Genomic DNA, 23,201 nt, shown 5'->3' on the forward strand with positions numbered 1-23,201 from the left:
GAGTCGTGACCTGCTGGGTGTGGGTATGAACGGGCTCGACGACGTTCCGGACACGGTCTATCGGGCGATCTTCTCCGGGATCGTCCTCTACTTCGCACTGCTGTTGTACGCACAGGCGACGGGCGACTCCCTGGCGGCGTTCGCCTCGGAGTTCGTTTTCGGCGTGATCGCTATCGGCGTGGGGACGATTCTGTACCTGCAGGCCGAGACGGGTCGCGGCTCGTGGGTGATCCCTGCCGCGGCCGTCTGTCTCGTCCTCGGCGGGATGTTTCAGTTCGCGTTCCTGTTTACCCGCATCCCGGTGCTCGATCAGGTGTCGTCGATCGTCGTCTTCGTCGGGATCGGGCTCTACATCTACGCGGTCTGGTACACCGATTAACGCGTGGCTACGAAGTGACGGTACATCGACGTAGCCCCGGAGTAACACGCGTTCGCCTGTGTTCGGCGATGTAACACGATCGCTGCCGATTACTCGAATACTGTGTGTCCAACTGTCCTCGAATCGAGACTACAGCCCCTCGAGCGACCGCAACTTCTGTTCGACGGCCGGCGGCGCTGCGCTCGGGCCGTCGCGCACGCGGTGGTCGGGAATCAACAGTGGTGTCGGGTTCTCGTCCAGCGCGGTCCGGACGAGGATGAGGTCGTCCTCGTCCTCCGGGTCGAGTTCGGGAGTCATCCGCGCGAGGGCGTCGACGCTGACCTGCTCGCCGTAGGGGATTCCGCGGACCTGCTCTAAGACGGCGCGCTGGTCTGTCGGCACGGTCAGTGCCACCTGGAGTTCGTCGAAGTGGACCTCCTCTAACCCGTCGAGGTACTCGAAGATTTGCTCGAGGATGGGGTGGTCGTCCTGGGCCTCCTCGTCCGGCAGGTCGGGAAACGAGACGCTCAGGACGCGGCCGCTCGCGGCCCCGAGCTGGACGTATCGATCGAGATACGACGATTCTCGCGCGTAGATTCCGGCGTCCGTGACGTCCTCCATAATCCTGCGTAGGTGATAGGGCCTTGAATAATCGCCGGTCGCCGTTTTCGAACGCGTCGGTCGGTCGCGGAAACGCCAAACGGTCGGCCGACCACCGAGTACCGTCGATTGCGATGGAACACGTGAGCCCTGTCGACGCTGGCACCGATGCAGGCCACATCCTCCCCAACCGCCTGCGGTCCTCGCTCCGTCCGTCGCTGCGGTCCTCGTCCCTCGCGCACCGTCGGCGACGGACCCTCGCTCAGTTTTCGAGGTGCTCGCGCGGCTCGCACCTCGCAACGCTCGGCTCCGTCGACAGCGCACGCCACCGCACGTCGACGGTCAGCAGGGCGAAACCCGGTGGTTTCGGGTCCGCCTCCCAACCCGATGGCGCAAAGCTTTTGTACATATGAGTACGTCGATGTACAACAATGAACTCTCGAACAGAGCTCGCGCCCGCGGTGGCGTCAATCCTCGAGGCCGCCCGGGAGCGGCCGGGGGGCGACGGCGTCGTGGACGTCGACGCGCGGTCGTTGTCCGACGCGCTCGCGCGTGCGGAGGCCGACGGTCGCGTCCCGGTGATCGCGGAGGTAAAGCCCACGAGCCCGACCGCCGACGGGACGCGAGACGACGACCCCGTCGAACTTGCTGAAGCGATGGTCGAGGGCGGCGCGGCGGCGATCTCGGTGCTCACCGAGCCGAGTCACTTCGGCGGCTCCCCCGAGTCGCTGACTCGCATTCGCGAGGCCGTCGACGTTCCCGTCCTCCGGAAGGATTTCGTACTCGAGGAGGCACAGCTGGACGTCGTCGAAGCCGATCTGCTCCTGTTGATCGTCCGGTTCGTGGACGATCTGGAGGGACTCGTCGCAGCCGCGCGCGAGCGCGGCTTCCAGCCGCTGGTCGAGGTCCACGACGAGGCAGAGCTCGAGACCGCCCTCGAGGCCGGTGCCGAAATCATCGGCGTGAACAACCGAGACCTGGCGCGACTCGAGGTGGACCTCGAAACCTTCGAGTCCGTCGCCCCCGACGCCCCAGAGGAGGTAACGCTGATCGCCGAGAGCGGCGTGTCCACACCCGCCGACGTCCGGCGGATGCGGGAGGCGGGCGCCGACGCCCTCCTGATCGGCAGCGCGATCATGGACCACGGTTCGGGCGACAGCGACGTGACCGAGAACACCCGACGGTTGGTTCACGCGGAAAACGAGGCGGACGGAGCACACACATGAGCACGAACGATCACGACGAACGCACCCGAGAGCGCGACAGCCAGGCAACGTTCGGCGAGTACGGCGGCCAGTACGTCCCAGAGGCCCTGATGCCGGCGGTTCAGGAACTCGAGGACGCCTACGAACGCTACGTCCTCGAAAACGAGGACGGCTTCATGGACGAGTTCCGCGACCGAATGCGGGATTTCGGGGGTCGACCGACGCCGTTGCAGCGCGCGGAACGCCTCAGCGAGCGCTACGACCGCGAAATCTACCTCAAACGCGAGGATCTGGTCCACGGCGGCGCGCACAAGCTGAACAACGCGCTCGGACAGGTCCTGCTGGCCAAGTACATGGGCAAAGAGCGGATCATCGCCGAGACCGGCGCCGGCCAACACGGCACGGCGACCGCGATGGCGGCGGCCCACCTCGATATGCCCTGTGAGATCTACATGGGTCGCACCGATATCAACCGCCAGCGACCGAACGTGTACCGGATGCGGATGAACGGCGCCGAGGTGAATCCGGTCACGGCCGGCAGCGGGACCCTGAAAGAGGCGATCAACGAGACGATGCGCGACTGGGCGACGACCGTCGAGCGCACCCACTACGTCATCGGGAGCGTCGTCGGCCCGCACCCGTTCCCGAAACTCGTTCGGGACTTTCAGTCCGTCATCAGCCAGGAGGCCCGGAAACAGATTCAGGAGAAGGCGGGCCGACTCCCCGACAGCGTCGTCGCCTGCGCGGGCGGCGGCTCGAACACGATGGGGACGTTTCACGAGTTCGTACCGGATGAGGACGTCGACCTGTACGCCGTCGAGGCCGGCGGCTCGAGCCTCGAGATCGACGAGGAAAACGCGCTGGCGCCGAACTCGGCGACGCTCTCGACGGGCACCGACGGCGTGCTCCACGGCGCGATGACGAAACTCCTCCAGAGCGCAGACGGCCAGATCATGGAATCCCACAGCGTGAGCGCCGGGCTGGACTACGCCGGCGTCGGTCCCGAACTCTCGTATCTCGTCGACACCGGACGCGTCACCCCCGCGAGCGTCGACGACGAGGCCGCGCTCAACGGCTTTCATCGCCTGTCGCGACTCGAGGGGATCATCCCCGCGCTCGAGTCGAGTCACGCGCTGGGATACCTCGAAGAGAACTACGAGGATCTCGGAGAGGTCGTCGTCGTCAACGTCTCCGGACGCGGCGACAAGGATCTCGAGACGGTGCTCGAGGAGACCGAGAAGCGCGATCTCGAGGCCGCCCCCGAGGTGGAGGTGTTCGATAGATGACGAGCGAGGATCGACGACCGGCGGGAGGAGAGCCTCGGGAAACGCGAACGGGGAGCGACGGTGGAAAGCGACCCGTGAGCGCCGACTACGACAGTGACGTCGAGGCCGCCATCCGCAAGAATCATCCCGCACTCATCACCTATCTCGCCGTCGGTGACCCGTCCATCGAGGAGACGAAGGCGTACGTCGAAGCCCTCGACCGCGGCGGCTCGGACCTGATAGAGCTCGGCCTGCCGTTCTCGGAGCCGATCGCCGAGGGACCGACGATTCAGGCGTCGATCAACCGGGCACTCGAGGCCGGGACCACCTCCGAAGCGTTCTTCGAGTTGGTCGAGGACCTCGAGACGGATGCGACGCTGCTGGTGATGACGTACTACAACAAGATCTTACAATACGGTGATGAACCCGATGTGGGGCCGTTCGTGAAACGCGCGGCCAAAGTCGGTCTGTCGGGGATTATCGTCCCCGATCTCCCCGCCGAGGAGGCCGACCCGCTGCGCGAGGCCTGCGACGAACACGGTCTCGATCTGATCTTCATCATCGCGCCGACGACCGAGGGCGAGCGCCTCGAGACGATCATGTCGCAGGTCTCCGGCTTCGCCTACGTCCAGGCCCGACTCGGGACGACCGGCGCCCGCGGCGACGTCTCGTCGGCGACCCACGACAGCCTCGCGCGCCTGTCCGACTACGAGGTCCCCAAAGCGGTCGGGTTCGGCGTCAGCGAAGGCGACCACGCAGCCGAGATCGTCGAAGCCGGCGCCGACGGCGTCATCGTCGGCAGCGCGCTCGTCGACATCGTGGCGGAAAGCGACGATCCCGCGGCCGCCCTCGAGGCCAAAGCCGAGGAACTCAAACGCGGCGCCGTTCGCGGGTCGGAGACCGTCACGAACGATACGGAAGATGCACCGGAACCAGAACAGCCATAACTGCAAGCTTGCTACACTCCCGCAATGACTACCACTGGCATCGACGCACGACTCGACAGAATCGGTACAAACGACTCGTACGTGATCATTCCGATGGATCACGGCATCACGATGGGGGCCGTTCAAGGGCTGAAAGACATCGAATCGACGATCGACGGTGTCACCAGCGGCGGTGCGGACGCGGTCCTCACGCAGAAAGGAATCGCCCCTCGCGTCCACGAACACAAGAACGGGAAGGGGTACATCGTCCACCTCAACGGCTCGACGACCATCGGCCCCGACGAGAACGATAAGCGGATGACTGGCACGGTCGAAGAGGCCGTCCGCGTCGGCGCCGACGCCGTCTCCTTCCATATCAACGTCGGCTCGGATCACGAACCCGAGCAGCTCTCTCACCTCTCCGAGGTCACGGCGAACGCCGAGCGACTCGGCATGCCGGTGCTCGCGATGGCCTACGCCCGCGGCCCGAGCGTCGACTCCGAGGATCCCGAAGCGCTCGGCCACGCCGTCCGTCTCGCGGAGGAGCTCGGCGCCGATATCGTCAAGACGGGCTACAGCGGCGACGCCGAGAGCTTTCAGCACGTCGTCGAATCGACGCGGCTGCCGGTCGTCATCGCCGGCGGCTCGAAAGGAACCGACCGCGAGACCGTGGAGATGGTCCGCGGCGTGATGGACGCCGGTGGATCCGGCGTCTCGATGGGGCGATCGATCTTCCAGCACGAGAACCCGGAGGCTATCACGACGGCCGTCGCCGGCGTCGTCCACCACGACCTCTCGACCGACGACGCGCTCGCGAAGGCCGGACTCGCGCTCGAGGCCTGAGCACCGCGGCTCTTACTCTCTGCGGCCAACCGCTACCGATGAAACGAGCCGCTCGGTAGCGGTTCGCAACCGGCCTGTGCGTGACCACCAATTATTACGGCCACTCGCCTATCCGACAGTCGTGACGCCAGCGTCGTTTCGGACCCACCGGCTCGAGGAAACCGACACCGGCCACTACACCGAACTGCTGTACGACGACGGTGATACCGACGAGATACTCGTCTGTGCCGCCCACGGCGGACACGTCGAACCCGGCACCGCCGAACAGGCGCTCGACCTGGCGGCTCGACTCCCTCGAGCCAGCTGCTGGGCCTGTCTGGGCTACGACGAGCAGCGAAGCCCGTTCGAGCTGTGGCATCCGCCCTCGAGTGCGTTCTCGCCCGACGACTACCCCCTGCTTGGCGAAATCGCCGACCGAGGCTTCGAGACGGTCGTCAGTTTCCACGGGCTCGGCGACGACCGAGTGCTCGTCGGCGGCGGGATCGACACCGATACGAAACGATACGTCAGCGATCGACTCGCGGACGCGGTAACGCCGCCGGTCGAACCGGTCTCGACGGGACCGTACGCCGGCGTCAGCCCGGACAACTTCGTCAACTGGCTCGCTCGAGACGGCGGCGGGCTCCAACTCGAGCAGAGCCGCACCGTCCGCATCGACGAGCGCGAGGCCGTCAATTCCGTGCTCGAGCGACTCCTCGCCGAGGACGTGCTCTGAGCGGACTGGACGACCGACCGGTCTAGCCGAGTTTGAATCCGCCAGATCCGAGCGGGCCGCTCAGTCGACGAACTCGTCGCTGGTCCCGATCTCGAGCGGGTCAGTTGCGACGAGTTCGTCGACCACCGCACCGCCGACGTGCGCGGCGTTCTCGATTCCCAGCGCGAGACTGGCGGGGTTGCCGTCGAAGCTCTCTGCCACCGACTGGCCGGGTGCCGCCCGATCGTAGTTCGAGACGGCGCGGACGCTCAGATACCGCTTGCGCAGTCCGAACCGTTCGAGGGCCGTTGCCGTCGCAGCGTCTTCCATCTGGGTCGTCACGTAGGGTGCGACGCCGTACTGCTCGCAGAGCCACTTTACCTCCCGCACGTAGCGAGGACCATGCCAGAACTCGTCGCCGCAGACGGTCGCCCCCCGTTCGATCGTCGGTCCCGAATCGGGGGCGTTCGGATACGATCGTTGGTAGTCCCGAGCGTCGGCGTCCTCGCGCAGGTCGACGTCTCGAGCGGCCTCGAGCGCGCAGTCGACGACGACCTCCTCGAGCCGGTGGACGTAGTCCCGCGGTCGGTACGCGAAGAGATCGATGGGGCGCTCATCGATGGGGTGCTCCTCGGTGGGCGCTTTCGACACGGAGTTCGTCCCAGCGGCGTCGGATCGGTGATCCCACCGGTGCTTTCGGTCCCAGTCGACGACGGCGTCCGCGATCGCGACCGAACCGAGCGCCGTCGTCTCCGGCGACGAGCCGGCGATACCGCAGGAGACGATGTACGTCGACTCGAGGTTCACACCCGGACTCGCCAGGATGGCGGTGACGGTCGTCGCCGCGTCGCTCTTGCCGATGCCGGTGGTCGTGACGGCGGTTCCGGCGTCGGTCACGTAGACCGGGGTCTCCGCACCCGGTATCTCGAGGGCGTCGACGAGGTCGTCACGCTCGAGCCACGGTCGGCGTTCGTCGAGCGGGTCCTCGAACGCGGCGGTGAGGACCAGCGCATCGGGGCTAATCGGATCGTCCGGATCGGGAGCTCGAGGCTTGGGGAGCGAGCTGTCCATCGGGATCAGCTCTCACCCTCACAGAGGCAGTCCTGAGTTCGAGTCAGTTGAACGACTTCCGCGTGGAGCGTCTCCGCGAGCCGGTAGATCGTTTCAGCTCTGTACTCCCCGGCGATACCAGTTCGGTAATACGATTCGGATCGGTTCTCGAGCCAGAGTCGCTCGAGTCGATCGGCGATCTCGTCCGAAAAGAGTCCAGCCTGTACGCCTAACTCGTACACCTCCGTATGCCGTTGAGCGGCCACGTCGTACCCCTTTTGTTCGACGTAAAACTGGATCGAACGCTCGATAGCGACGAACGAACTCTCGATGATGACCGTGAAGTGACCGTTGCGTGCGAGCAAGAACCCTGCTGCGTCGAGAAGGCGACACGCTTTCCGTAACTGGAGGACTGCTGGATCCGTAACGTACTCCAACCCGAACTCCGGATTCTCTGGCGTCCGTTGGAATGCGTCTTCCGCGTTTCCGAGTGCCGCCTCGAGGTCGTTCGACGTCATTCGGAATCGCCTCCGAACACGTCGCCTTTCACTTGTCTGAGTGTCTCCGTCTCGTAGAGAGTAATCCCTTCCTGGAAGATTAGCTGAAGGTCTCTTCCCCGTCTACGGCTGCTTTCATCCGACTCGACGAAGATTTCGAACTCGTAGCGTTGTCCGTCGAACGGCTCCGCCTCGAGATCGCGTTTGATATCCGACACGGTTCGTCGCATCTGTACTAATTCGTCGTCGGTGTCAACGAGAACGAACAGATCGATGTCGCTTATCCGATCCGCCTCTCCACGTGCCACACTGCCAAAACAGACGATTCCAGCAAGTGTCGATAGTTCTGTTTCGACTCGTTCGACGAACGACCGAAGCGGGGTCCGAAACTCGGCCTGTGGGATCGACAGAAACGGATCGTCCGTGCTGTACAGTCGCTGTTCGTTGATCCGGTAGAGGGTTCGTTTCCCAACATCCCGACGATCGATCAATTCCAACTGTCCGAGCAGCGTCAGCGCTTTCGAGACGCTCGGGCCGCCGAATTCAGTCAGTTCCTGCAGCTCCCGATTCGAAAACTCGGTAGACGGGTTCTGGGCCGTGATTTCGAGGATATCGTCCATCGCCTCGTACCGGAAGACCTGCTCTGCCGGAAGCGGTAATCGAATATCGACGCGCATCGTTACATGTGATGTAATGTGTTACATGACACATAACGGTTTCCCCGGGTTCCGTGCGCGGATCGACCGGAACACCTTCTAAATCCGCCTTCGTTCTCCGACTGTGACCGACGAGGACCTCACGATCGACGACGAGATCGTCGCTCGAGCCCGGATTCACGCCCGTGAGGTGCTTCGCGACCACGACCTCGAGATCGACCGTTCGTCCCTCGAGTGGGAGGTCACCACGCGCGCCCGTCGCCGCGCGGGGGCCTGCCGGTGGAATGCGAGCCGCGAGGTCGCGACGATCGTCCTCACGCGTCAGGCGTACGAACGCTACGAGTGGGAGACGTTCGCGGGCGTCGTCAGACACGAACTCGTCCACGCCTGGGAGTTCCAGCGCTACGGCGAGTCGGGCCACGGCTCGCGGTTTCGCGAGCAGGCGGCGCGACTCGAGGCGCCCAGACACTGCGAGACGTTTTCGGACCCGCGGTACGTCCTCCGCTGTCTCTCGGACGACTGCGATTGGTCGGCGAGACGCCATCAGGCCTCGAAACCGGTGAAATCGCCCGACCAGTATCGCTGTGGGACCTGCGGCAGCGACATCGAGGTCGAACACGCCGACAGCGGACGAACGTGGACGTCCGCGAGCGGGTTCGGCGGGACGAAGGCGGCGCTCGGGGACGATTGGTGAGCAACGAGGTACGACCAGCGGGAGTACCTCGAAATGGCGAACGGTGAACGAAGTGAACCGTGAGCAACGAGGTTTGAGCGAAGCGAGAACCTCGAAAAGCGAGCGGGGAGCGGAACGAGGTCTGAGCGGAGTGAAGACCTCGATGCGAACGGAGAGCGAGAGCGATCCGTGAGCGAAGCGACCCGCGAGCAGCGAGATTCGAACGGAGGGAGAATCTCGAAATGGAGAACGGTGAACGAAGTGAACCGTGAGCAGCGAGATTCGAGCGAAGCGAAAATTTCGGAACGGCGAGTCGCCCGCGGAACACTTATTCGAGTGCCCCTGTCTGTTTCAGCTATGGGAATACTCGAGTTGATGCTGGGCCAGTCGGGACCCGGCGAACAGGGAGTCGAGGGACGGTCGTACAAACTGCCGAAAGAGACCCACGACTTCGTCTACCCCGTCGCCGTGCGCCCGCGGGAACTCGAGGCCTTCGTCGAACTCCTCGAGACAGAGGGCGACGCGCCGTCGCTCGAGGACAACACCGACGAACTGCAGGACGTCTTCGACGACGTGCTCGGCGACGTCGAGATCGACGCCTCGGAACTGGCAGAACGACAGCGCAAGCCGCGACTCGAGACCGAAGCGATCGTCGACCACTGGCGCGGTCAGGTCACCGAGGATATCGGCGTCGTCTACGCCCGCCTGGACAGCTATCCGACGCTCCTGTCGTTCGTCAAGCGCTGCAAACAGCGCGACGAGCAAGCCGACGACCCGTTCGAACTCCCCGAGAGCTTCAGCGACGGAGCCGCGTTACTGGGGCGACTCGAGACCGCGACGAACGATCAGTATCGTGCGGTCGTCCACACGGATCTGCTCCCGCCCGAGAAGTAAGGTGACGGTCGCGGACTCGTGGTGGATTTTCGACCGATACATCCTACCGAGTGGCTATACTCCGGGTCGTCTGCCATCGGTACACGGCGTAACCCGTTGCTACCAGCAGCGTTCCGACGAATCCGAGGAGCCACGCGAGCGCACCGTAGCCGACGAAAACGTTCTCGTACGGTCCGAGAACGTCCTGTGGCGGTTCGATCGCCCACGGACCGAAGTGGACGACGGTGACGACGAGACAGAGCGTGCCCAGCAGGACGGCCCAGTACCCCGCCCCGACCCGCTCGGTGAGCGTCAGATAGAGCCCGACCGCGATGAGCGGGTAGACCGCGAGGGTGTAGGTGAACACGGTGACCTCGGGGATCAGCGGCCAGCCGACGTGATTTCCTCGAACGACGTGATCGACGTGGTGTCCGATTCCGAAGACTGTTGCGAGAGCGATCAGTGCGTAGAGCTGCGTATCGACGCTGGCCGGGCCTGACTGTTCGTTCTCGTAACGAGGGTGCGTGTTACTGGCGGTCTCGAACATAGCGAAAATCACTCGATCGGGATGTGAGTATATTGCCCCAACATGTTAGTCGCAACTGTGTCACCCCGAAACGGTCGACTCCGATCCGAGATCGGACGCTACCGACCACGTATCCCTTTCCGCTCCGGGCCGGTCAGAAACCACTTGATAAGCGCCGCTTCACCCCGTCGGAGCGTCGTGCTCGCCGTCGCCTTGTCGATCCCGAGCGTTTCGGCGAGTTCCGCGAGCGTACACTCCCGCGGGACTTCGAAGTAGCCTTCCCGAACTGCAGCCTCGAGGAGCTCTCGCTGGCGGTCGGTCAGTAACGTGCCCGAGTCAGTCGTGCTGACTACTGATTGCAGTTCGAACGCGACGGCCGATTCTTCGAGCGTCGTCCGCAACTGCTCGAGCTCCTCGCGCGTTCCGGTGAGGTCGAACTCGAACCAGCCGTTCCGGGCGACGACCGGGAACTCGACGGGCAACGACGACAGCTCGACGAACTCGTAGAGATCCGTGTCGGTCGTCTCGTACTTGGTGAGGGCGCGTCCGTCGGCCGACTCTAACAGCTCGAACTGCGTGATCGCGGGGTGGGTGCGCAGCGCGTCGACGTGCGCATCCGGCTCGTCAGCGTGTATCTCCCCGAGTTCGATAGCGGTCTCGCCCGCGCTGTAGCCCGCGAGGAGTGAAAACGTCGCGTCGGGAAACGTCTGTGAGACGTCCGTCAGCCACAGGCCTTCGGGGAGACGGATCAGTAACTGCGCACGGATCATGGCACGAAGGGAGCGACGTTCGAGCATCCGTCGGCAGCGAGTCTGTTGCGGTCGTCGCCGAACGAAGTTCGGCCGATCGAGTGTGGTACCAACATGTTGGGGTCATCGACAAGCTCTCTCGCCACCACTATGAGCGTAATGCAAGCGCAGGATCACAGCAGCGACGGGGTGACCGAACGACGAGTGACCGCCGAACGGGAGGACGCGTTCGTCGTGTTCCACATCGGAATGCGGATCAACGCACTCTGGAAGATCCACCGCTGGCTCCCGATGCTTCTCGTCGCGCCGCGGATGGTCCGCGAACTGGTCGCCGATCCGGGGTCGGGGCTGCTCGGCAGCCGAACGGTGATCGGACCCGGCATCCGCAATATCGGGTTCGTCCAGTACTGGGAGTCGTTCGGCGCGCTCGAAGCGTACGCCCGCGACGGCGACCGGTTACATCGCCCGGCGTGGCAGGCGTACTACGGGGATGGGACCGGAACGGACGCTTCGGTCGGCATCTGGCACGAAACCTATCTCGTCGATGCGGACGAATACGAAACCGTCTACAACCACATGCCGGCACACGGACTCGCGGCGTGTGACGGGACGGAGATCGTCTCTGCAACGGAGCGACGGACGACGGCTGCTGGCCGGTTGGGCCGGCCGGGCGAGACGGACACTCCTGCGGACGCGAGCGAATCGTCCCGATCAGGCGATTAGTAGAGAATCGTGTCGAAGGCCTCGAGCGACGACAGTTCGTACGTCGGTTCGTGCTCGACGCCGTCGCGGTCGTCGCGGCCGAGGTCGATCCAGGCCGAATCGATCCCCATCGCGTTCGCACCCGCGATGTCGGCGTGCAGGGAGTCACCGACGTGAATCGCGGCGTCGGGCGAGACCTCGAGTTCACCCAGCGCGTACTCGAAGGGGGCCGCGTTCGGTTTCGGGTGGATCCCCGCGCTCGGTTCGGTGAAGACGCGGACGTCGAAGGCGTCAGCGATGTCGAGCGCCTCGAGCTTCTGCGTCTGTGTCGGTCGACCACCGTTGGTGATCAGGCCGACGGGGCCACACTCGCGGGCCCGCTCGAGCGCCGTCTCCGCGCCGGGGCGAAATCGGACGGCGGTCGGATCCTGTAGCTCGAGATACTGCGCGGCGAGCGCGGGAGCAACCTCGGTATCGAGATCGGTTTCGGCGCGGTCGACGACCGCGCCGAACAGGTTCTCGTAGAACTCGCGATCCGTCTCGGCCGTCGGCAGCGACGGCACGGCCGCTCGCAGGTCCGCGGGCGTACAGAACGGCTCGCAGCCGACTCGGTCGAACGCGGATTCGAGCAGCGTCGCGGCGTCCTGCGTGGGTTCACAGAGCGTCTGATCGAGATCGAAACAGATCGCGTCGTACGCAGCCATATTCCACAGAGAGGACGGCGAGCGTTCTCAACGTTTCGGGGTGTGTGCGGTCGAGCCACAGCGTTGCCGCCGGGCTCACAAACGCACCTTCGGTGACGCGTCTCGGAGCCGATCGCAGGAACGGCCGACCGCCGACCGATCCGCAGCCGTTATTTTCGCGGCGGTTCCTGTCAACGTATGAACGTCGTCAAGCGTGTTCACATCGTGCCCCTCGGCTACGAGTACGACCGAATCGTCGAGCCGATCCGGGCGCAACGGGCCGACCTCGTCTACCTGCTCGCGGACGACCGAACCGACGGTGACGGGGACTCCGCCGACAGCGACACGGTCGCCGACGGTGGTGACACTGCCGCAAACGGCACCGCAGTCACGGCCGACTACCACGACGACCTCCGGACCGAACTCGAGTCGACCGTCCCCGAGGTCGAGACGCGACGCTGCGATCTGGGCGACGTCTACGCCGTTCTCGGCGAAGTGACGACGATCGCCGCGGAACACGCGGAGGACACCGTCTCGGTCAACGTCTCCGGCGCCGGGACGATCCCCGCGATCGGCGCGACTATGGCCTGCATGGACGTCTCGACGGACGCACACGCCTACTACGTCCAGCCCTCGGACTACGCCCACGAGGGCGAACGCGAGCCGATCTCGACCGGCGTCGCGGAGACCGAACGCCTCCCGACGTATCCGATCGACTCGCCGACGCCGGACCAGGTCGCGATTATGGGCTTTCTCGCCGATCCCGACGCGTGGGACGGGTACCACGAGGAACGGACCAGCCCGCCGAAGAAGAAAGACCTGATCGAGTACGCCCGAGATCGGAATCTCTCGTTCATGGCCGATCGTCGACCGCCGGCGGAACGCGGCGGCGAGGACAAGGGTGCCTTCCGCGTGCTCGATACGCACGTGCTGGACCCGCTCGAGGCCGACGGCTACGTGACGATCGAGTCCGTCGGTCGCCGCCGCGTGGTCGAACTCACCGAACAGGGAGCCAACGCCTACCGCGCGTTCAAGCACAAACTCGCCGACGCCGACTGAGTCGGGAATCGATCGGAACGGGAGAGTCACAGCCGAAGATGACGATGGGTGTGGATCGAACGGCAGTGCGGATTTGGAGGGCCGGATCGTCAGCGGGGGATGGAGACGAGTGGAGGACCGAACCGTCAGCGGGAGACGGAAACGAGTAGTCGACCGATGGCACCGGAACCGGCAGCGTGGAGGGCCGCCGTCAGCGGGGAATCAGTGCCTGGCAAGTCCTACTCGTCGCCCTCGACGCCCGCGTCGAGGAGCGTTCCCAGCCGGGCGAACTCGAGGTCGGCCTCGAGCCGCTCGGCGTGGGCCCGAAGCGCGGTTTCGTCGAGTCCTCCCGCGTCGTCGTCGCGACCGGAACCGGTCGCTCGAGCGAGCAGGAAGGGAGCCGCGTCGGCGAGCGACGAGCCGGGAAGCTCGGGGCCGACGACACTCCCGCGTTCGGCCGCGGCGAGGAGTTCGTGGACGACGATTAGTCGCCGTCGCAGCGATCGAATCTCCTCGGGAGCCGCCGGCGAACCCACCCGGTCCGCCAGCAACTCGTCGGCCGCGATCACGCAGTCCGGATCGACCTCGAACGCCGTCTCGAGACGCTCGCGATCGAGCGCTCGAGCGTCGGTCCGACGGCAGCCGAGTCGAACGGCACCCAGGACGGCTGCCGTTCGGCCGTACCGTCGCGACGCGAGGTCGCCCGCGTGGTCGAACGCCGCACGAGCGACGGGGGTAACCGCGTCGACCTCGAGTCGACGGGTCGCCTGGTCTACCGTCAGTCCGTCGCGTGCAGGGGAGTGTCGCTGACCCATATCTGAACAGTCACGCGAGAGTACATTATTCACTTCTAAGAGAGTGTTATAACAGTCAATACTACCACTACCTTCGTTACTAACAATACTATCTAACTATACGAGATTGGGCACAGACGAACACTCGCTGGCCCTCGAATCGCCCGCCACGGCTGACGGCACTGGTTCGGGAGAACAGCGCTCGAGGCAAGTGATTTCGACTCGACCATCGCACCGGGGACCGACTGCGTGTGTCGATTCCGTCTGCGGCATTCGCCACGTTCAAGCCGGTGCCCTCCGACGGTCGATTTATGACGCGATCTGTCTGGGTAAAAGCCGACGACACGGTTGGCGACTGGGACGCCCGCCGTAGCCGGATCACTGCCGCACTCGAGTCGGGTGCGGACTGGGTACTGGTCGACGAGGACGACGTCGCTCGCGTGCGCGAACTCGGCGACATCAACGTCGCGGCGTTCCGAACCGACGGCGACGTGACGCTGGTCGACGACATCGACGACGCGGAAGCCGACAGCGAGGAGACCGAACCGACCGCAGAACCCGACGCCGTCGTCGTCGGGAAGGAAGGCGAAGGTGACGCGACGATCGACCTTCCCGAGGACTTCTCCGGCTCGGCGGACCTCTCGACGCTTCGCCGACGCGACGGCGATCTCGAGCGCGGCGCGTACGTCCGCATTCTGGGCCAGGAGTACGAACAGTTCGCCGAAGCCGCCGCCGACGAGGCCGACTACACCATCGTCGTCGGCGAGGACTGGACGATCATCCCCCTCGAGAACTTGATCGCCCGCATCGGCGAGGAGACCGACCTCGTCGCGGGCGTCACCAGCGCCGAGGAGGCCAAGACGGCGTTCGAGACGCTCGAGATCGGCGCCGACTCGGTCCTGCTGGATTCGGACGATCCGGACCAGATCCGCGAGACCGTCGAGGTCCGCGACGAGGCCGAACGCGAGTCGCTCGACCTTCAGTACGCCGACGTGCTCGACGTCGAACAGATCGGCAGCGCCGACCGGGTCTGCGTCGATACGGGCAGCCTGCTGGAACACGACGAGGGGATGCTCGTCGGCTCGATGGCCCGCGGGCTCGTCTTCGTCCACGCCGAGACCGCCGAATCACCCTACGTCGCCTCCCGACCGTTCCGGGTCAACGCGGGGGCCGTCCACGCCTACGTGCGCACGCCCGACGGCGGCACGAAGTATCTCTCGGAGCTCCAGAGCGGCGACGAAGTGCAGATCGTCGACACCGCCGGCAACACCCGCGAGGCCATCGTTGGCCGCGTCAAAATCGAGAAGCGGCCGATGTTCCGCGTCGCCCTCGAGACCGAGGACGGCGACCACATCGAGACCCTCCTGCAGAACGCGGAGACGATCAAGGTCCCGACGCGCGACGGCCGGAAAGCCGTGACCGATCTCGAGAGCGGCGACGAACTGCTGCTCTACTACGAGGACACGGCGCGACACTTCGGCGAGGCCGTCGAAGAGAGCATCATCGAGAAATAACGGTACTGGACGTTAGTAGCAGGGTCGATTACGCCAATCGACAGAGAACGCAATTCTGACGCGCGAAACGAGTTCGGTTACGGACGGGGCGACGTCTCCTGCTCGGAATCCTCGACGTCGGCAGGCAGTTCGCCGTCTTCCGGCTCGACCGGCTCGAGGCGGGTCGTACACCAGTGACAGAACGTGAGGTCCTGATCGAGTTCCTTCCCGCACTGCGGGCAGGAGGGGCCGTCGCTCGACTCGGAGCCGTTCGGCGGGAAGCCGACCGCTCTGAAGGTGGCGTCGATGGCCGCGAAGAGGGCGATAAACATGATGAAGAACTGCGCCATCGTATCGGTCTGTGTGTTTGCGATGTCCATTCCTTCCGAAAACGACGCAGCGTCGACCATCTGATCGATCGGGAAGAAAAACCAGATCGCCGAGAAGTAGAGCCCGGCGAACACCAGCGCACGGAGCCAGTCCCGAATCAAGGCGTGGCCTGCACCGGGGAGGAAGATCGAGAGGCCGCCGGCGAACAGCGCGCGAAGCCATGTCATCGTACGTGGTGCTAGGGGACCCCGCCCCTTAACATTCCGATTTTCTCCGCGGTGTGACTGATCGGCTACGACGACAGTTCCGAAACGAGGATAGATAGCGTCTCGAGGTCGTACTGCCCCGGTGCAGTTGCCTCCGCCGGATCCACGGGCGCGTAGCCGATTTTCGAGCCGTACACAGGCGCGACCGCACGCGTATGGCTCCCCACGTCACCCATCGCCATCGTCGCCACGGTATCCCCGTGCGCCGTCACCTGTTCCGTCGCTGCGAGCAACGCGAGCGCGTCCTTTTTCGACTCCGCAGTGACGGCCATCTTCGCGACGTCGGCGTGTTTGGCAGCCTCCGTCAAGGTCGAGGCAATCTCGCCGCGCGAGGGCGTTCCCTCGAAGTCGTGGGCCGAGGCAACCACCGAGACGCCCCGATCACGCGCAGTCCCCAACACGCTCTCGGCATCGCCATCGAGGATCGCCTCGAGTTCCACGTCGATCGCTTTCACGGCGTCGAATTCGGTCGCCTCCGCTAACACCTCGAGTCGCTCCTCGTCGCTACCGTCCCATTCACCGCCCTCCCAAGCCGCACGATTCGTCGCGAGAATCGGCAACTCGCCTTCGTAACTCTCGAGTGCTGCCAAGGGCTCGTCGGTCAGATCCATCCGAAACTCGATCACGTCCGCGTGCTCGCGGGCGTCGGGTTCCTCGCTCAGGTCGGCGGTCGCCGCGGCCAGCACGAACTCGTCGAAGTCGAGACTCATGACCGAACGTAGCGGCGAGAGCGAGAAAAACGGTGTCGTTTCGGCGAGTTACGCCAGTCCCAGCGTCTCCTCGGCCTCGAGGAGTTCGTGGTACCGGTTCCGGATCGTCACTTCGGAGATGTCGGCGACGTCGCTGACGGCGGCCTGCGTGGTCTTCTCGTTGGTTAACAGTGCAGCGGCGTAGACCGCGGCGGCCGCGAGGCCGACCGGCGACTTGCCGCTGTGGACGCCCTTCTCCTTCGCGTTCTGGAGGAGGCCGCGAGCGCGGTGTTCGGCCTCGTCGGAGAGGTCGAGTCCCGAGGCGAAGCGGGGAACGTAGCTCTCTGGGTCGGCCGGCTGGACCTCGAGACCCAGTTCGCGGACGACGTAGCGGTAGGTCCGTGCGATCTCGTTTTTCTCGACGCGGGAGACGTCGGCGATCTCGTCGAGGCTCCGGGGGACGCCGGCCTGACGGGCGGCGGCGTAGACACAGGAGGTCGAGACGCCCTCGATGGAGCGGCCGGGGAGCAGATCCTCGTCGAGCGCGCGACGGTAGATGACGGACGCGGTCTCGCGGACGTTCGTCGGCAGTCCGAGCGCACTCGCCATTCGGTCGATCTCGCCTAGCGCCTGTTTCAGGTTGCGCTCCTTCGAGTCACGGGTGCGAAAGCGTTCGTTCCATTTCCGGAGACGCTGCATCTTCTCGCGCTGGCGAGAGCCCAGTGAGTTGCCGTAGGCGTCCTTGTTCCGCCAGTCGATGTTCGTCGAGAGCCCCTTGTCGTGCATCGTGTTCGTCGTAGGCGCACCCACGCGGGACTTCTCGTTCTTCTCGGCGGCGTCGAACGCACGCCACTCGGGTCCGCGATCGACCGAGTCCTCCTCGACGACCAGCCCACAGTCCTCACAGACGGTTTCGCCGTGTTCGTCGTCGACGACCAACTGCCCCGTACATTCGGGGCAGGCGAGGTCGCTCTGTTCCGATTCGTTCGTCTCTTCGTTCGATTCTCGTTCGGTACGCCGTACTCTGGTGCTCGATGGTGTGTTAGTCATACGATGGCGAGTGCTGACCGGCCGAACTGACTGCAAAAGCCCGGACGGGTTCGTTACCTACCCCGTTCTGATACTCGAGGGTTAAGGGTTTCGGAATCGCGGGCCGACACCTCTCGAAAACGGATAATTCGGTCGAACTAGTATGATCGATCGGAACAGTTACGCCGAGAAGTGGGGCGGAACCGGCACTGCCAAATTCGAACCGTTCGAACGACGGATATGGACGTCGCAGTCGGGAGCACGAACCCGGTCAAGGTGGACGCGGTCGAACGGACGCTCGAGCGATATCAGCCGTCGGTGTCCGCAATAGCCGTCGACTCGGGCGTTCCCGAGCAGCCGTGGTCGGTCGAGGAAACCGTGACGGGTGCCGAAAACCGCGCTCGACGAGCGCTCGCGGCGACCGACGCCGACTACGGCGTCGGTCTCGAGGGCGGCGTCGCCCGAATCGAGGGCGTTCCCGGCCTCTCGTTGATCATGTGGGCCGCCGCGACCGACGGCGACCGACTGGAACGCGGCGGCGGTCCCACGTTTTCGCTCCCCGACGACGTCGCTCGTCGACTCGAGGACGGAGCCGAGCTGGGACCGGTGATGGACGACCGGCACGGAACCAACGGGATCGCCGAACGCGACGGTGCGGCCGGCATCCTGACGGACGGGCTGACGAACCGCTCGCAAGCACTGAGTGAAGCGGTCGCGTGTGCCGTCGGTCCGTTCGTCACCGACGACTCGTTTACTAGCCAACTGTAACGCGTCGACGGCGTTTTCAGTCGACGGGCTGTCAGTAGTCTCGGTGAGACCCGTTCGGCTGTCAGCACCGTCAAGAATTGGCGATAGTACGGAAAAGTTGATGTTCTCTTACTATAGAGGCTCCCTATAAGAGATATATTAACCGAACGTACCAACGAAAGCTTTCTGCCCCGTTATGCATCCATTACTCACTAAGAAAACCGCATGCAGGCGCGGGGTTAACCGCACGTACCAAACCCCCTAAGGGCATTCTCGGCTTTGAGTAGTGTATGAGCACTGCACTAACCGCGGACCTCACGAGTAAACAGCGCCAGATCCTCCAGTATCTCCGCAATAACGCCGGAACGAAGACGTACTTTAAATCCCGTCTCATCGGCAAAGAGCTCGGCATGACGGCCAAGGAGGTCGGCTCGAATATCACCGCCCTGCAGGACGGCAACTACGACATCGAGATCGAGAAGTGGGGCTACTCCTCGAGCACGACGTGGAAAGTCAACGCGTAACGGATCACAGCCGGCCAGTCACGCACGCTGGCCTGCACACGACGGTTCTCCGCGTGTTACGTCGGACTCCTCGTTCGTCGACCGCTTTTTGGCGGCTCGCCGTGTACCCTCGAGCGACAGATGTCGCCGCCGATACTGTTCGACATGGACGGAGTCATCCTCGAGGGTCCCGGCACCGATCCGCAGGTGTACGCCGACGCGGCCGACAGGGCCCTCGACGAGCTCGGCGCCGAGCCGACGCCGGCTCAGCGAGACGATCTCAGACGCCACGACCTCGAGAACATCGCCGATCACTGCGCCGCGCTGGAAATCGACGCCGCGGCGTTCTGGAAGCTGAAAGACGAGTACGCGTCAGAGACGAGCCACGACCTGATTCGGTCGGGCGAACGCGGGCTGTACGATGATATCGATGCGATCGCCGATCTAGCCGATCGGACCACGGTCGGGCTCGTCACGAACAACCGACACGCGACCGCCGAGTTCGTCGCCAGCTACGTCCCCATCGAGTTCGACGTCGTCCGCGGTCGTCGACCGACGTTCGAGGACTTTCGGAGAAAGAAGCCCGAACCCGACTTCATCGACGACGCGCTCTCGGAACTCGATGCCGACAACGGGTTCTACGTCGGCGACTCGCACAAAGACGTCACGGCCGGGCGAGCGGCGGGTCTCGAGCCGATCTACCTCCGTCGAACACACAACCGCGACGTCGACCGACCGGCCGACGCCGTTGCAGTCGTCGACTCGCTCGCGGCGCTCCCGTCGGTCGTCGGAACGATCTGAACGGCGTGAACGGCGTCGCGTTCGAACAGTAATACGCTCTTACCGGCGGTAGTAGCTCGTTACCCATCGTAGACGACGAACTGATCGGCGTTTCGCGCGAGCTCTCGCGCCGCCTCTCCGAAGGAGTCGGCGTGGCGGACGACCAGAATCAGGACCGTTTCGGGGCGTTCGACGGCGTAACCGTCCTCGCGCGAGAGCAAGCCGGCGTCCTCGAGTTCGCCGGCGTACTTGCTCACCGTCGGCGGCGAGACGTCGAGGGCCGTCGCGAGGTCGCCGGCCGTCGCGTCCGGCGTCGAGAGGAGTTCGATCAACATCCCGCGGGGCGTATCTCGGCGGAGATAGCCGAGCGTCTGCTTTTCGAACTCGTCGAACCGATCCGCGAGAACGAACCGCTTGTAATCGCCGTCGCGGAAGCGTTCGATCGCGTCGAGTTCCTCGAGCCGGCGCAGATGGTGTTGGGTCTCTCCCGTGCCCAGCTGGAGGTCGTCACGGATCTTCGAGAAGTGCGCACCGGGCGTGGTAGAGAGATAGCCGGCGATCGCGTCGCGGGCGTCGCTCTCGCCCGTATCGGCTGCTGCAGAATCGGAAAGGCCGGCCAGCGGTGCCGCAGCACCGAGCGCTGCGAACCGGCGCAGGGTCGCTCGTTTGTCGTCGTCGACCCCATCGGAACTCGTCATGTAATACCTACCGACCGAAACGTGGCGGGACGTAAAACAGGTTTCGCTCCGCTTTCTTCACCGAGAACGGAGTGTCTGGAATCTATGAACTCTTGCCGGAGTCGGCGTCGCCGGCGAACTCCTGATCCATCTCCTCGATGACGTCGTCGGGATCGGAGATCGTGCCGGCGTCTTTGCCCTCTTTGATCGCCTGGGCCTCCTGCTCCATCGCTTCGAGGTCCATCTCGGCTTCCTCGTCGATCTCGCCGATGATCTCGGCGATATCGTCGAGGCCGATCAGTTCGCGGGTTTCCTCGTCGAACTCGAGGCTCTCGAGGGAATCTCCGTCCTCTTTGACGTCGCTGCCCGAGAGGTGTTTGCCGTAGCGGCCGACCATCGAGGTGAGCTCCTGTGGCATGACGAACGTCGTCGACTCGCTCTGACCGATCTCGGCGAGCGTCTCCATCCCCTGATCGATGATGGCGCGTTCGCCCATCGATTCGGCGGATTTCGCGCGCAGCACGGTCGAGATCGAGTCACCCTGTGCTTCGAGGATCTGACTCTGCTTTTCACCCTGTGCCCGGATGATCTCGCTCTGTTTGTCACCCTCCGCCTTCTCGACGGCACTGCGGCGTTCACCCTGTGCCTCGAGAATCATGGCGCGGCGTTTCCGCTCCGCGGAGGTCTGTTGCTCCATCGCGCGCTGGACGTCCTTCGAGGGGTTGACCTCGCGGACCTCCACCGACTCGACGCGAATACCCCACTCGTCGGTGGGTTCGTCGAGCTCCTGACGGATGCGTGCGTTGATCTCCTGGCGTTTGTTGAGCGTGTCGTCCAGCTCCATGTCACCCAGCACGGCACGCAGGGTGGTCTGGGCGAGGTTCGACGTCGCTTTCTTGTAGTCGTCGACCTGCAGGAACGCCTTCTTGGCGTCCATGACCTTGATGTAAACGACGGCGTCGGCGGTCACGGGCGAGTTGTCACGCGTGATCGCTTCCTGTCGAGGGACGTCCAGCGTCTGCGTTCGCATGTCGAACCGATACGTGTTCGAGACGAACGGCGGGACGAAGTTGATACCGGGCTCGAGGAGTTTTCTGTACTCCCCGAAGACAGTGAGCGCACGCTTTTCGTACGCGTCGACGATCTCGATCGCACTGAGCAGTGCGGCGATAACGACGAGGAGGACGAGTGCACCGAGGAACAGCAGTGCACCGCCGGTCTGCAATGGGAGTAGTTCTACGACCATAGTTCCGTCTTACGGGGGGGACGGGAAAAACGTTCCCTTATTTCAGTAACATATCGGTCTCCGTGATCGACTCGAGCCGGGGTTCAAACGGAGTCGAACCGAGCCGCAATCGACTCGAGCCCGATCCGTCACTCTCTCAGTTCGACTTCTCCGTCTCGGTCTCCGGCTCTCCATCGGTCTCCGGCTCTCCATCGGCCTCCGACTGTGACTCCTCGGTAGAGCCGTCGGCGTCCGCCGTCGAATCCGAGGCGGCAGCACCCTCCGCGAGCGCCCGATCGATCTCGTCCTCGCCGATCGCGCCGAGCGCCTCGACCGTGAGCACGTTCCCGCCGCCGGGATCGAGGACGATCACTTCTTCGCCCTCCTCGATCGTTCCGCTCGTCGTCCGCGCGCTGTAGAAGGGCGCGAACCCGCCTTCGTCGAGTTTGACCTCGCCGTCGCGAGTCGTGACGGTTTCGGTGACGTAACCCGTCGTGCCAGCGAGCGAACTCGAGTCCGACGTCTGGGCGGTCCCCTTCCCGCCGTAGAAGTCGAACTCGTTGTAGACGTAGGCCGCGGCGAGGCCGATGGCGAGCGTCAATCCCGCCAGTATGAACGTGTTGGCGACGGGCGGAAAGATGAGTCCGATGAGCCCGGCACCGACCAGTGCGACGCCGATGACGATGAGGTGTGCACCCGGCGAGAGGGCCTCGAGCGCCATCAGGACGAGCCCCACCGAGAGGAGCGCGAGCGGCATGTTCGCGAAGAGGAGTTCGAGCATACGTCGAGCTAAGTTCTCACCCAAATTAAAGGTTGCCGAGGCAATCCGCGAATCCGCTCGACCGGAAACGGACAGCGACGGGACTCTCGTCGATTCGCGGCCGCGCTCAGAGCATAATCGACGCGAGCTGGAACATCACGAGAACCATCGCGACCGCACCGAGAACCACGAAGAGAATGTTCTCGAGCGACGGATCGCCGGGTTCGATCGGCGTCGAACTGGGCTCCGGGGCGTACGGATCGTCTTCGTCGGCGTCCGAAGCCCCGTCTGCGTCCGCGTCGTCCTCGTCGGGTCCGCCGGAGAGGTCCAATGGAACCCGGTACTCCTCTTGCGTCCGATCACGCCGTTCGGCGCGGCCGTCGCCGTTCGCGAGACCGTCGTCCTCGAGTCGGTCGTCACCGCCCGTAGACGCGGTGATATCCTGGTCGGCCGTGGACCACGCCGATTCCGTCTCCCCGTCCGAGCGCTGGCCGTCCGGAGCTGCCGGTGGCTCACCTCGGTCGTTCTCACCGTCGCTTCCGGACGCGTCGTCTGCCATGATCGGTCCTA

29 protein-coding genes are annotated in these 23,201 nt (G+C 64.5%); 14 read left to right on the plus strand and 15 right to left on the minus strand.

Annotation, left to right across the window (positions count from 1 at the left end):
* The first annotated feature begins 25 nt into the window (after positions 1–25).
* Positions 26–379, plus strand: a complete 354-nt coding sequence (locus BLT08_RS08815) for a hypothetical protein (protein WP_090305081.1) — start codon at positions 26–28, stop codon at positions 377–379.
* A gap of 129 nt (positions 380–508) precedes the next feature.
* On the opposite strand, the gene BLT08_RS08820 is transcribed toward BLT08_RS08815, so the two are convergent.
* Positions 509–979 carry an MGMT family protein gene (locus tag BLT08_RS08820; protein ID WP_090305085.1) on the minus strand — a complete coding sequence of 157 codons (471 nt, stop codon included), beginning with the start codon at positions 977–979 and terminating at the stop codon, positions 509–511.
* 410 nt (positions 980–1,389) lie between these two features.
* On the opposite strand from BLT08_RS08820, the gene trpC reads away from it, so the two are divergent.
* From trpC to BLT08_RS08845, 5 genes are all read left to right on the plus strand, one after another.
* Positions 1,390–2,184 (plus strand): indole-3-glycerol phosphate synthase, encoded by a 795-nt coding sequence (gene trpC, locus BLT08_RS08825; RefSeq protein WP_090305088.1) that lies wholly within the window; start codon positions 1,390–1,392, stop codon positions 2,182–2,184.
* Complete coding sequence (trpB, locus tag BLT08_RS08830; protein ID WP_090305091.1) at positions 2,181–3,449, plus strand: tryptophan synthase subunit beta; 1,269 nt, start codon at positions 2,181–2,183, stop codon at positions 3,447–3,449. The genes trpC and trpB overlap by 4 nt, the downstream gene beginning before the upstream one ends.
* A complete protein-coding gene (trpA, locus tag BLT08_RS08835) occupies positions 3,446–4,375 on the plus strand; it encodes a tryptophan synthase subunit alpha (RefSeq protein WP_090305095.1) in 930 nt (309 codons plus the stop codon). Before trpB ends, trpA begins: the two co-directional genes overlap by 4 nt.
* Before the next feature lie 24 nt (positions 4,376–4,399).
* Positions 4,400–5,197 (plus strand): 2-amino-3,7-dideoxy-D-threo-hept-6-ulosonate synthase, encoded by a 798-nt coding sequence (locus BLT08_RS08840; RefSeq protein ID WP_090305097.1) that lies wholly within the window; start codon positions 4,400–4,402, stop codon positions 5,195–5,197.
* A 121-nt stretch (positions 5,198–5,318) separates the two neighbouring features.
* The gene (locus tag BLT08_RS08845) at positions 5,319–5,912 is read left to right on the plus strand and encodes a poly-gamma-glutamate hydrolase family protein (RefSeq protein ID WP_090305100.1); all 594 of its coding nucleotides are present in this window, start codon (positions 5,319–5,321) and stop codon (positions 5,910–5,912) included.
* Between the two features lie 60 nt (positions 5,913–5,972).
* Here the strand turns inward: BLT08_RS08845 and BLT08_RS08850 are convergent, their stop codons facing one another.
* Genes BLT08_RS08850 through BLT08_RS08860 form a run of 3 tightly spaced genes read right to left on the minus strand, consistent with a single transcriptional unit; the run spans position 5,973 to position 8,115 of the window.
* Complete coding sequence (locus BLT08_RS08850) at positions 5,973–6,962, minus strand: phosphorylase family protein (RefSeq protein ID WP_090305103.1); 990 nt, start codon at positions 6,960–6,962, stop codon at positions 5,973–5,975.
* A 5-nt stretch (positions 6,963–6,967) separates the two neighbouring features.
* The gene (locus tag BLT08_RS08855; RefSeq protein WP_090305106.1) at positions 6,968–7,459 is read right to left on the minus strand and encodes a DUF8154 family protein; all 492 of its coding nucleotides are present in this window, start codon (positions 7,457–7,459) and stop codon (positions 6,968–6,970) included.
* Positions 7,456–8,115: a nucleotidyltransferase domain-containing protein gene (locus tag BLT08_RS08860; RefSeq protein WP_090305109.1), complete on the minus strand. Its 660-nt coding sequence runs from the start codon at positions 8,113–8,115 to the stop codon at positions 7,456–7,458. The genes BLT08_RS08855 and BLT08_RS08860 overlap by 4 nt, the downstream gene beginning before the upstream one ends.
* A gap of 103 nt (positions 8,116–8,218) precedes the next feature.
* Between BLT08_RS08860 and BLT08_RS08865 the strand changes: the two genes are divergently transcribed.
* Together BLT08_RS08865 and BLT08_RS08870 are read left to right on the plus strand one after the other, a co-directional pair.
* Complete coding sequence (locus tag BLT08_RS08865; RefSeq protein ID WP_090305112.1) at positions 8,219–8,788, plus strand: SprT family zinc-dependent metalloprotease; 570 nt, start codon at positions 8,219–8,221, stop codon at positions 8,786–8,788.
* Between the two features lie 336 nt (positions 8,789–9,124).
* The gene (locus BLT08_RS08870; protein WP_090305115.1) at positions 9,125–9,661 is read left to right on the plus strand and encodes a hypothetical protein; all 537 of its coding nucleotides are present in this window, start codon (positions 9,125–9,127) and stop codon (positions 9,659–9,661) included.
* Positions 9,662–9,704: 43 nt separating this feature from the next.
* Here the strand turns inward: BLT08_RS08870 and BLT08_RS08875 are convergent, their stop codons facing one another.
* Both BLT08_RS08875 and BLT08_RS08880 read right to left on the minus strand, forming a co-directional pair.
* The gene (locus BLT08_RS08875; protein WP_090305118.1) at positions 9,705–10,187 is read right to left on the minus strand and encodes a hypothetical protein; all 483 of its coding nucleotides are present in this window, start codon (positions 10,185–10,187) and stop codon (positions 9,705–9,707) included.
* 98 nt (positions 10,188–10,285) lie between these two features.
* A complete protein-coding gene (locus BLT08_RS08880) occupies positions 10,286–10,936 on the minus strand; it encodes a helix-turn-helix domain-containing protein (RefSeq protein WP_090305121.1) in 651 nt (216 codons plus the stop codon).
* Positions 10,937–11,074: 138 nt separating this feature from the next.
* On the opposite strand from BLT08_RS08880, the gene BLT08_RS08885 reads away from it, so the two are divergent.
* Complete coding sequence (locus BLT08_RS08885) at positions 11,075–11,638, plus strand: DUF4188 domain-containing protein (RefSeq protein WP_090305123.1); 564 nt, start codon at positions 11,075–11,077, stop codon at positions 11,636–11,638.
* Here BLT08_RS08885 and BLT08_RS08890 read toward each other — a convergent pair.
* Complete coding sequence (locus BLT08_RS08890; protein ID WP_090305126.1) at positions 11,635–12,321, minus strand: HAD family hydrolase; 687 nt, start codon at positions 12,319–12,321, stop codon at positions 11,635–11,637. The two genes, BLT08_RS08885 and BLT08_RS08890, sit on opposite strands and share 4 nt — an antisense overlap.
* A gap of 177 nt (positions 12,322–12,498) precedes the next feature.
* On the opposite strand from BLT08_RS08890, the gene BLT08_RS08895 reads away from it, so the two are divergent.
* Positions 12,499–13,359, plus strand: coding sequence for an HFX_2341 family transcriptional regulator domain-containing protein (locus tag BLT08_RS08895; RefSeq protein ID WP_090305129.1), 861 nt, complete (start codon positions 12,499–12,501; stop codon positions 13,357–13,359).
* 218 nt (positions 13,360–13,577) lie between these two features.
* Here the strand turns inward: BLT08_RS08895 and BLT08_RS08900 are convergent, their stop codons facing one another.
* Entirely contained in the window at positions 13,578–14,153 is a 576-nt protein-coding gene (locus BLT08_RS08900) for a hypothetical protein (protein WP_090305132.1), read from the minus strand.
* A 290-nt stretch (positions 14,154–14,443) separates the two neighbouring features.
* Between BLT08_RS08900 and BLT08_RS08905 the strand changes: the two genes are divergently transcribed.
* Entirely contained in the window at positions 14,444–15,646 is a 1,203-nt protein-coding gene (locus BLT08_RS08905) for a 3-dehydroquinate synthase II (protein WP_090305135.1), read from the plus strand.
* Positions 15,647–15,723: 77 nt separating this feature from the next.
* On the opposite strand, the gene BLT08_RS08910 is transcribed toward BLT08_RS08905, so the two are convergent.
* The 3 genes from BLT08_RS08910 to BLT08_RS08920 all read right to left on the minus strand — a co-directional run bounded on the left by BLT08_RS08910 (position 15,724) and on the right by BLT08_RS08920 (position 17,960).
* Positions 15,724–16,182 (minus strand): zinc ribbon domain-containing protein, encoded by a 459-nt coding sequence (locus BLT08_RS08910; protein ID WP_090305138.1) that lies wholly within the window; start codon positions 16,180–16,182, stop codon positions 15,724–15,726.
* Between the two features lie 65 nt (positions 16,183–16,247).
* On the minus strand, positions 16,248–16,931 hold the full coding sequence (locus tag BLT08_RS08915; protein ID WP_090305141.1) for a type I 3-dehydroquinate dehydratase: 684 nt from the start codon (positions 16,929–16,931) through the stop codon (positions 16,248–16,250).
* A gap of 48 nt (positions 16,932–16,979) precedes the next feature.
* Positions 16,980–17,960, minus strand: coding sequence for a transcription initiation factor IIB (locus tag BLT08_RS08920; RefSeq protein WP_090305143.1), 981 nt, complete (start codon positions 17,958–17,960; stop codon positions 16,980–16,982).
* Positions 17,961–18,179: 219 nt separating this feature from the next.
* Here BLT08_RS08920 and yjjX point away from each other — a divergent pair, with 219 nt between their 5' ends.
* The 3 genes from yjjX (at position 18,180) to BLT08_RS08935 (ending at position 19,990) form a co-directional block, all read left to right on the plus strand.
* On the plus strand, positions 18,180–18,707 hold the full coding sequence (gene yjjX, locus BLT08_RS08925) for an inosine/xanthosine triphosphatase (protein WP_090305146.1): 528 nt from the start codon (positions 18,180–18,182) through the stop codon (positions 18,705–18,707).
* 269 nt (positions 18,708–18,976) lie between these two features.
* Positions 18,977–19,210: a DUF7123 family protein gene (locus BLT08_RS08930; protein WP_090305149.1), complete on the plus strand. Its 234-nt coding sequence runs from the start codon at positions 18,977–18,979 to the stop codon at positions 19,208–19,210.
* A 120-nt stretch (positions 19,211–19,330) separates the two neighbouring features.
* Positions 19,331–19,990 (plus strand): HAD family hydrolase, encoded by a 660-nt coding sequence (locus BLT08_RS08935; protein WP_090305152.1) that lies wholly within the window; start codon positions 19,331–19,333, stop codon positions 19,988–19,990.
* Between the two features lie 59 nt (positions 19,991–20,049).
* Here the strand turns inward: BLT08_RS08935 and BLT08_RS08940 are convergent, their stop codons facing one another.
* The 4 genes from BLT08_RS08940 to BLT08_RS08955 all read right to left on the minus strand — a co-directional run bounded on the left by BLT08_RS08940 (position 20,050) and on the right by BLT08_RS08955 (position 23,190).
* Positions 20,050–20,667, minus strand: a complete 618-nt coding sequence (locus BLT08_RS08940; protein WP_090305155.1) for a winged helix-turn-helix transcriptional regulator — start codon at positions 20,665–20,667, stop codon at positions 20,050–20,052.
* Positions 20,668–20,749: 82 nt separating this feature from the next.
* Positions 20,750–21,892: an SPFH domain-containing protein gene (locus tag BLT08_RS08945; protein ID WP_090305158.1), complete on the minus strand. Its 1,143-nt coding sequence runs from the start codon at positions 21,890–21,892 to the stop codon at positions 20,750–20,752.
* Between the two features lie 136 nt (positions 21,893–22,028).
* Complete coding sequence (locus tag BLT08_RS08950; RefSeq protein WP_090305161.1) at positions 22,029–22,652, minus strand: NfeD family protein; 624 nt, start codon at positions 22,650–22,652, stop codon at positions 22,029–22,031.
* A 106-nt stretch (positions 22,653–22,758) separates the two neighbouring features.
* Positions 22,759–23,190 (minus strand): DUF7312 domain-containing protein, encoded by a 432-nt coding sequence (locus BLT08_RS08955; protein WP_090305163.1) that lies wholly within the window; start codon positions 23,188–23,190, stop codon positions 22,759–22,761.
* Positions 23,191–23,201 lie beyond the last annotated feature (11 nt).

It is taken from the genome of Natronorubrum texcoconense, from assembly GCF_900100335.1.
Taxonomy (GTDB): domain Archaea; phylum Halobacteriota; class Halobacteria; order Halobacteriales; family Natrialbaceae; genus Natronorubrum; species Natronorubrum texcoconense.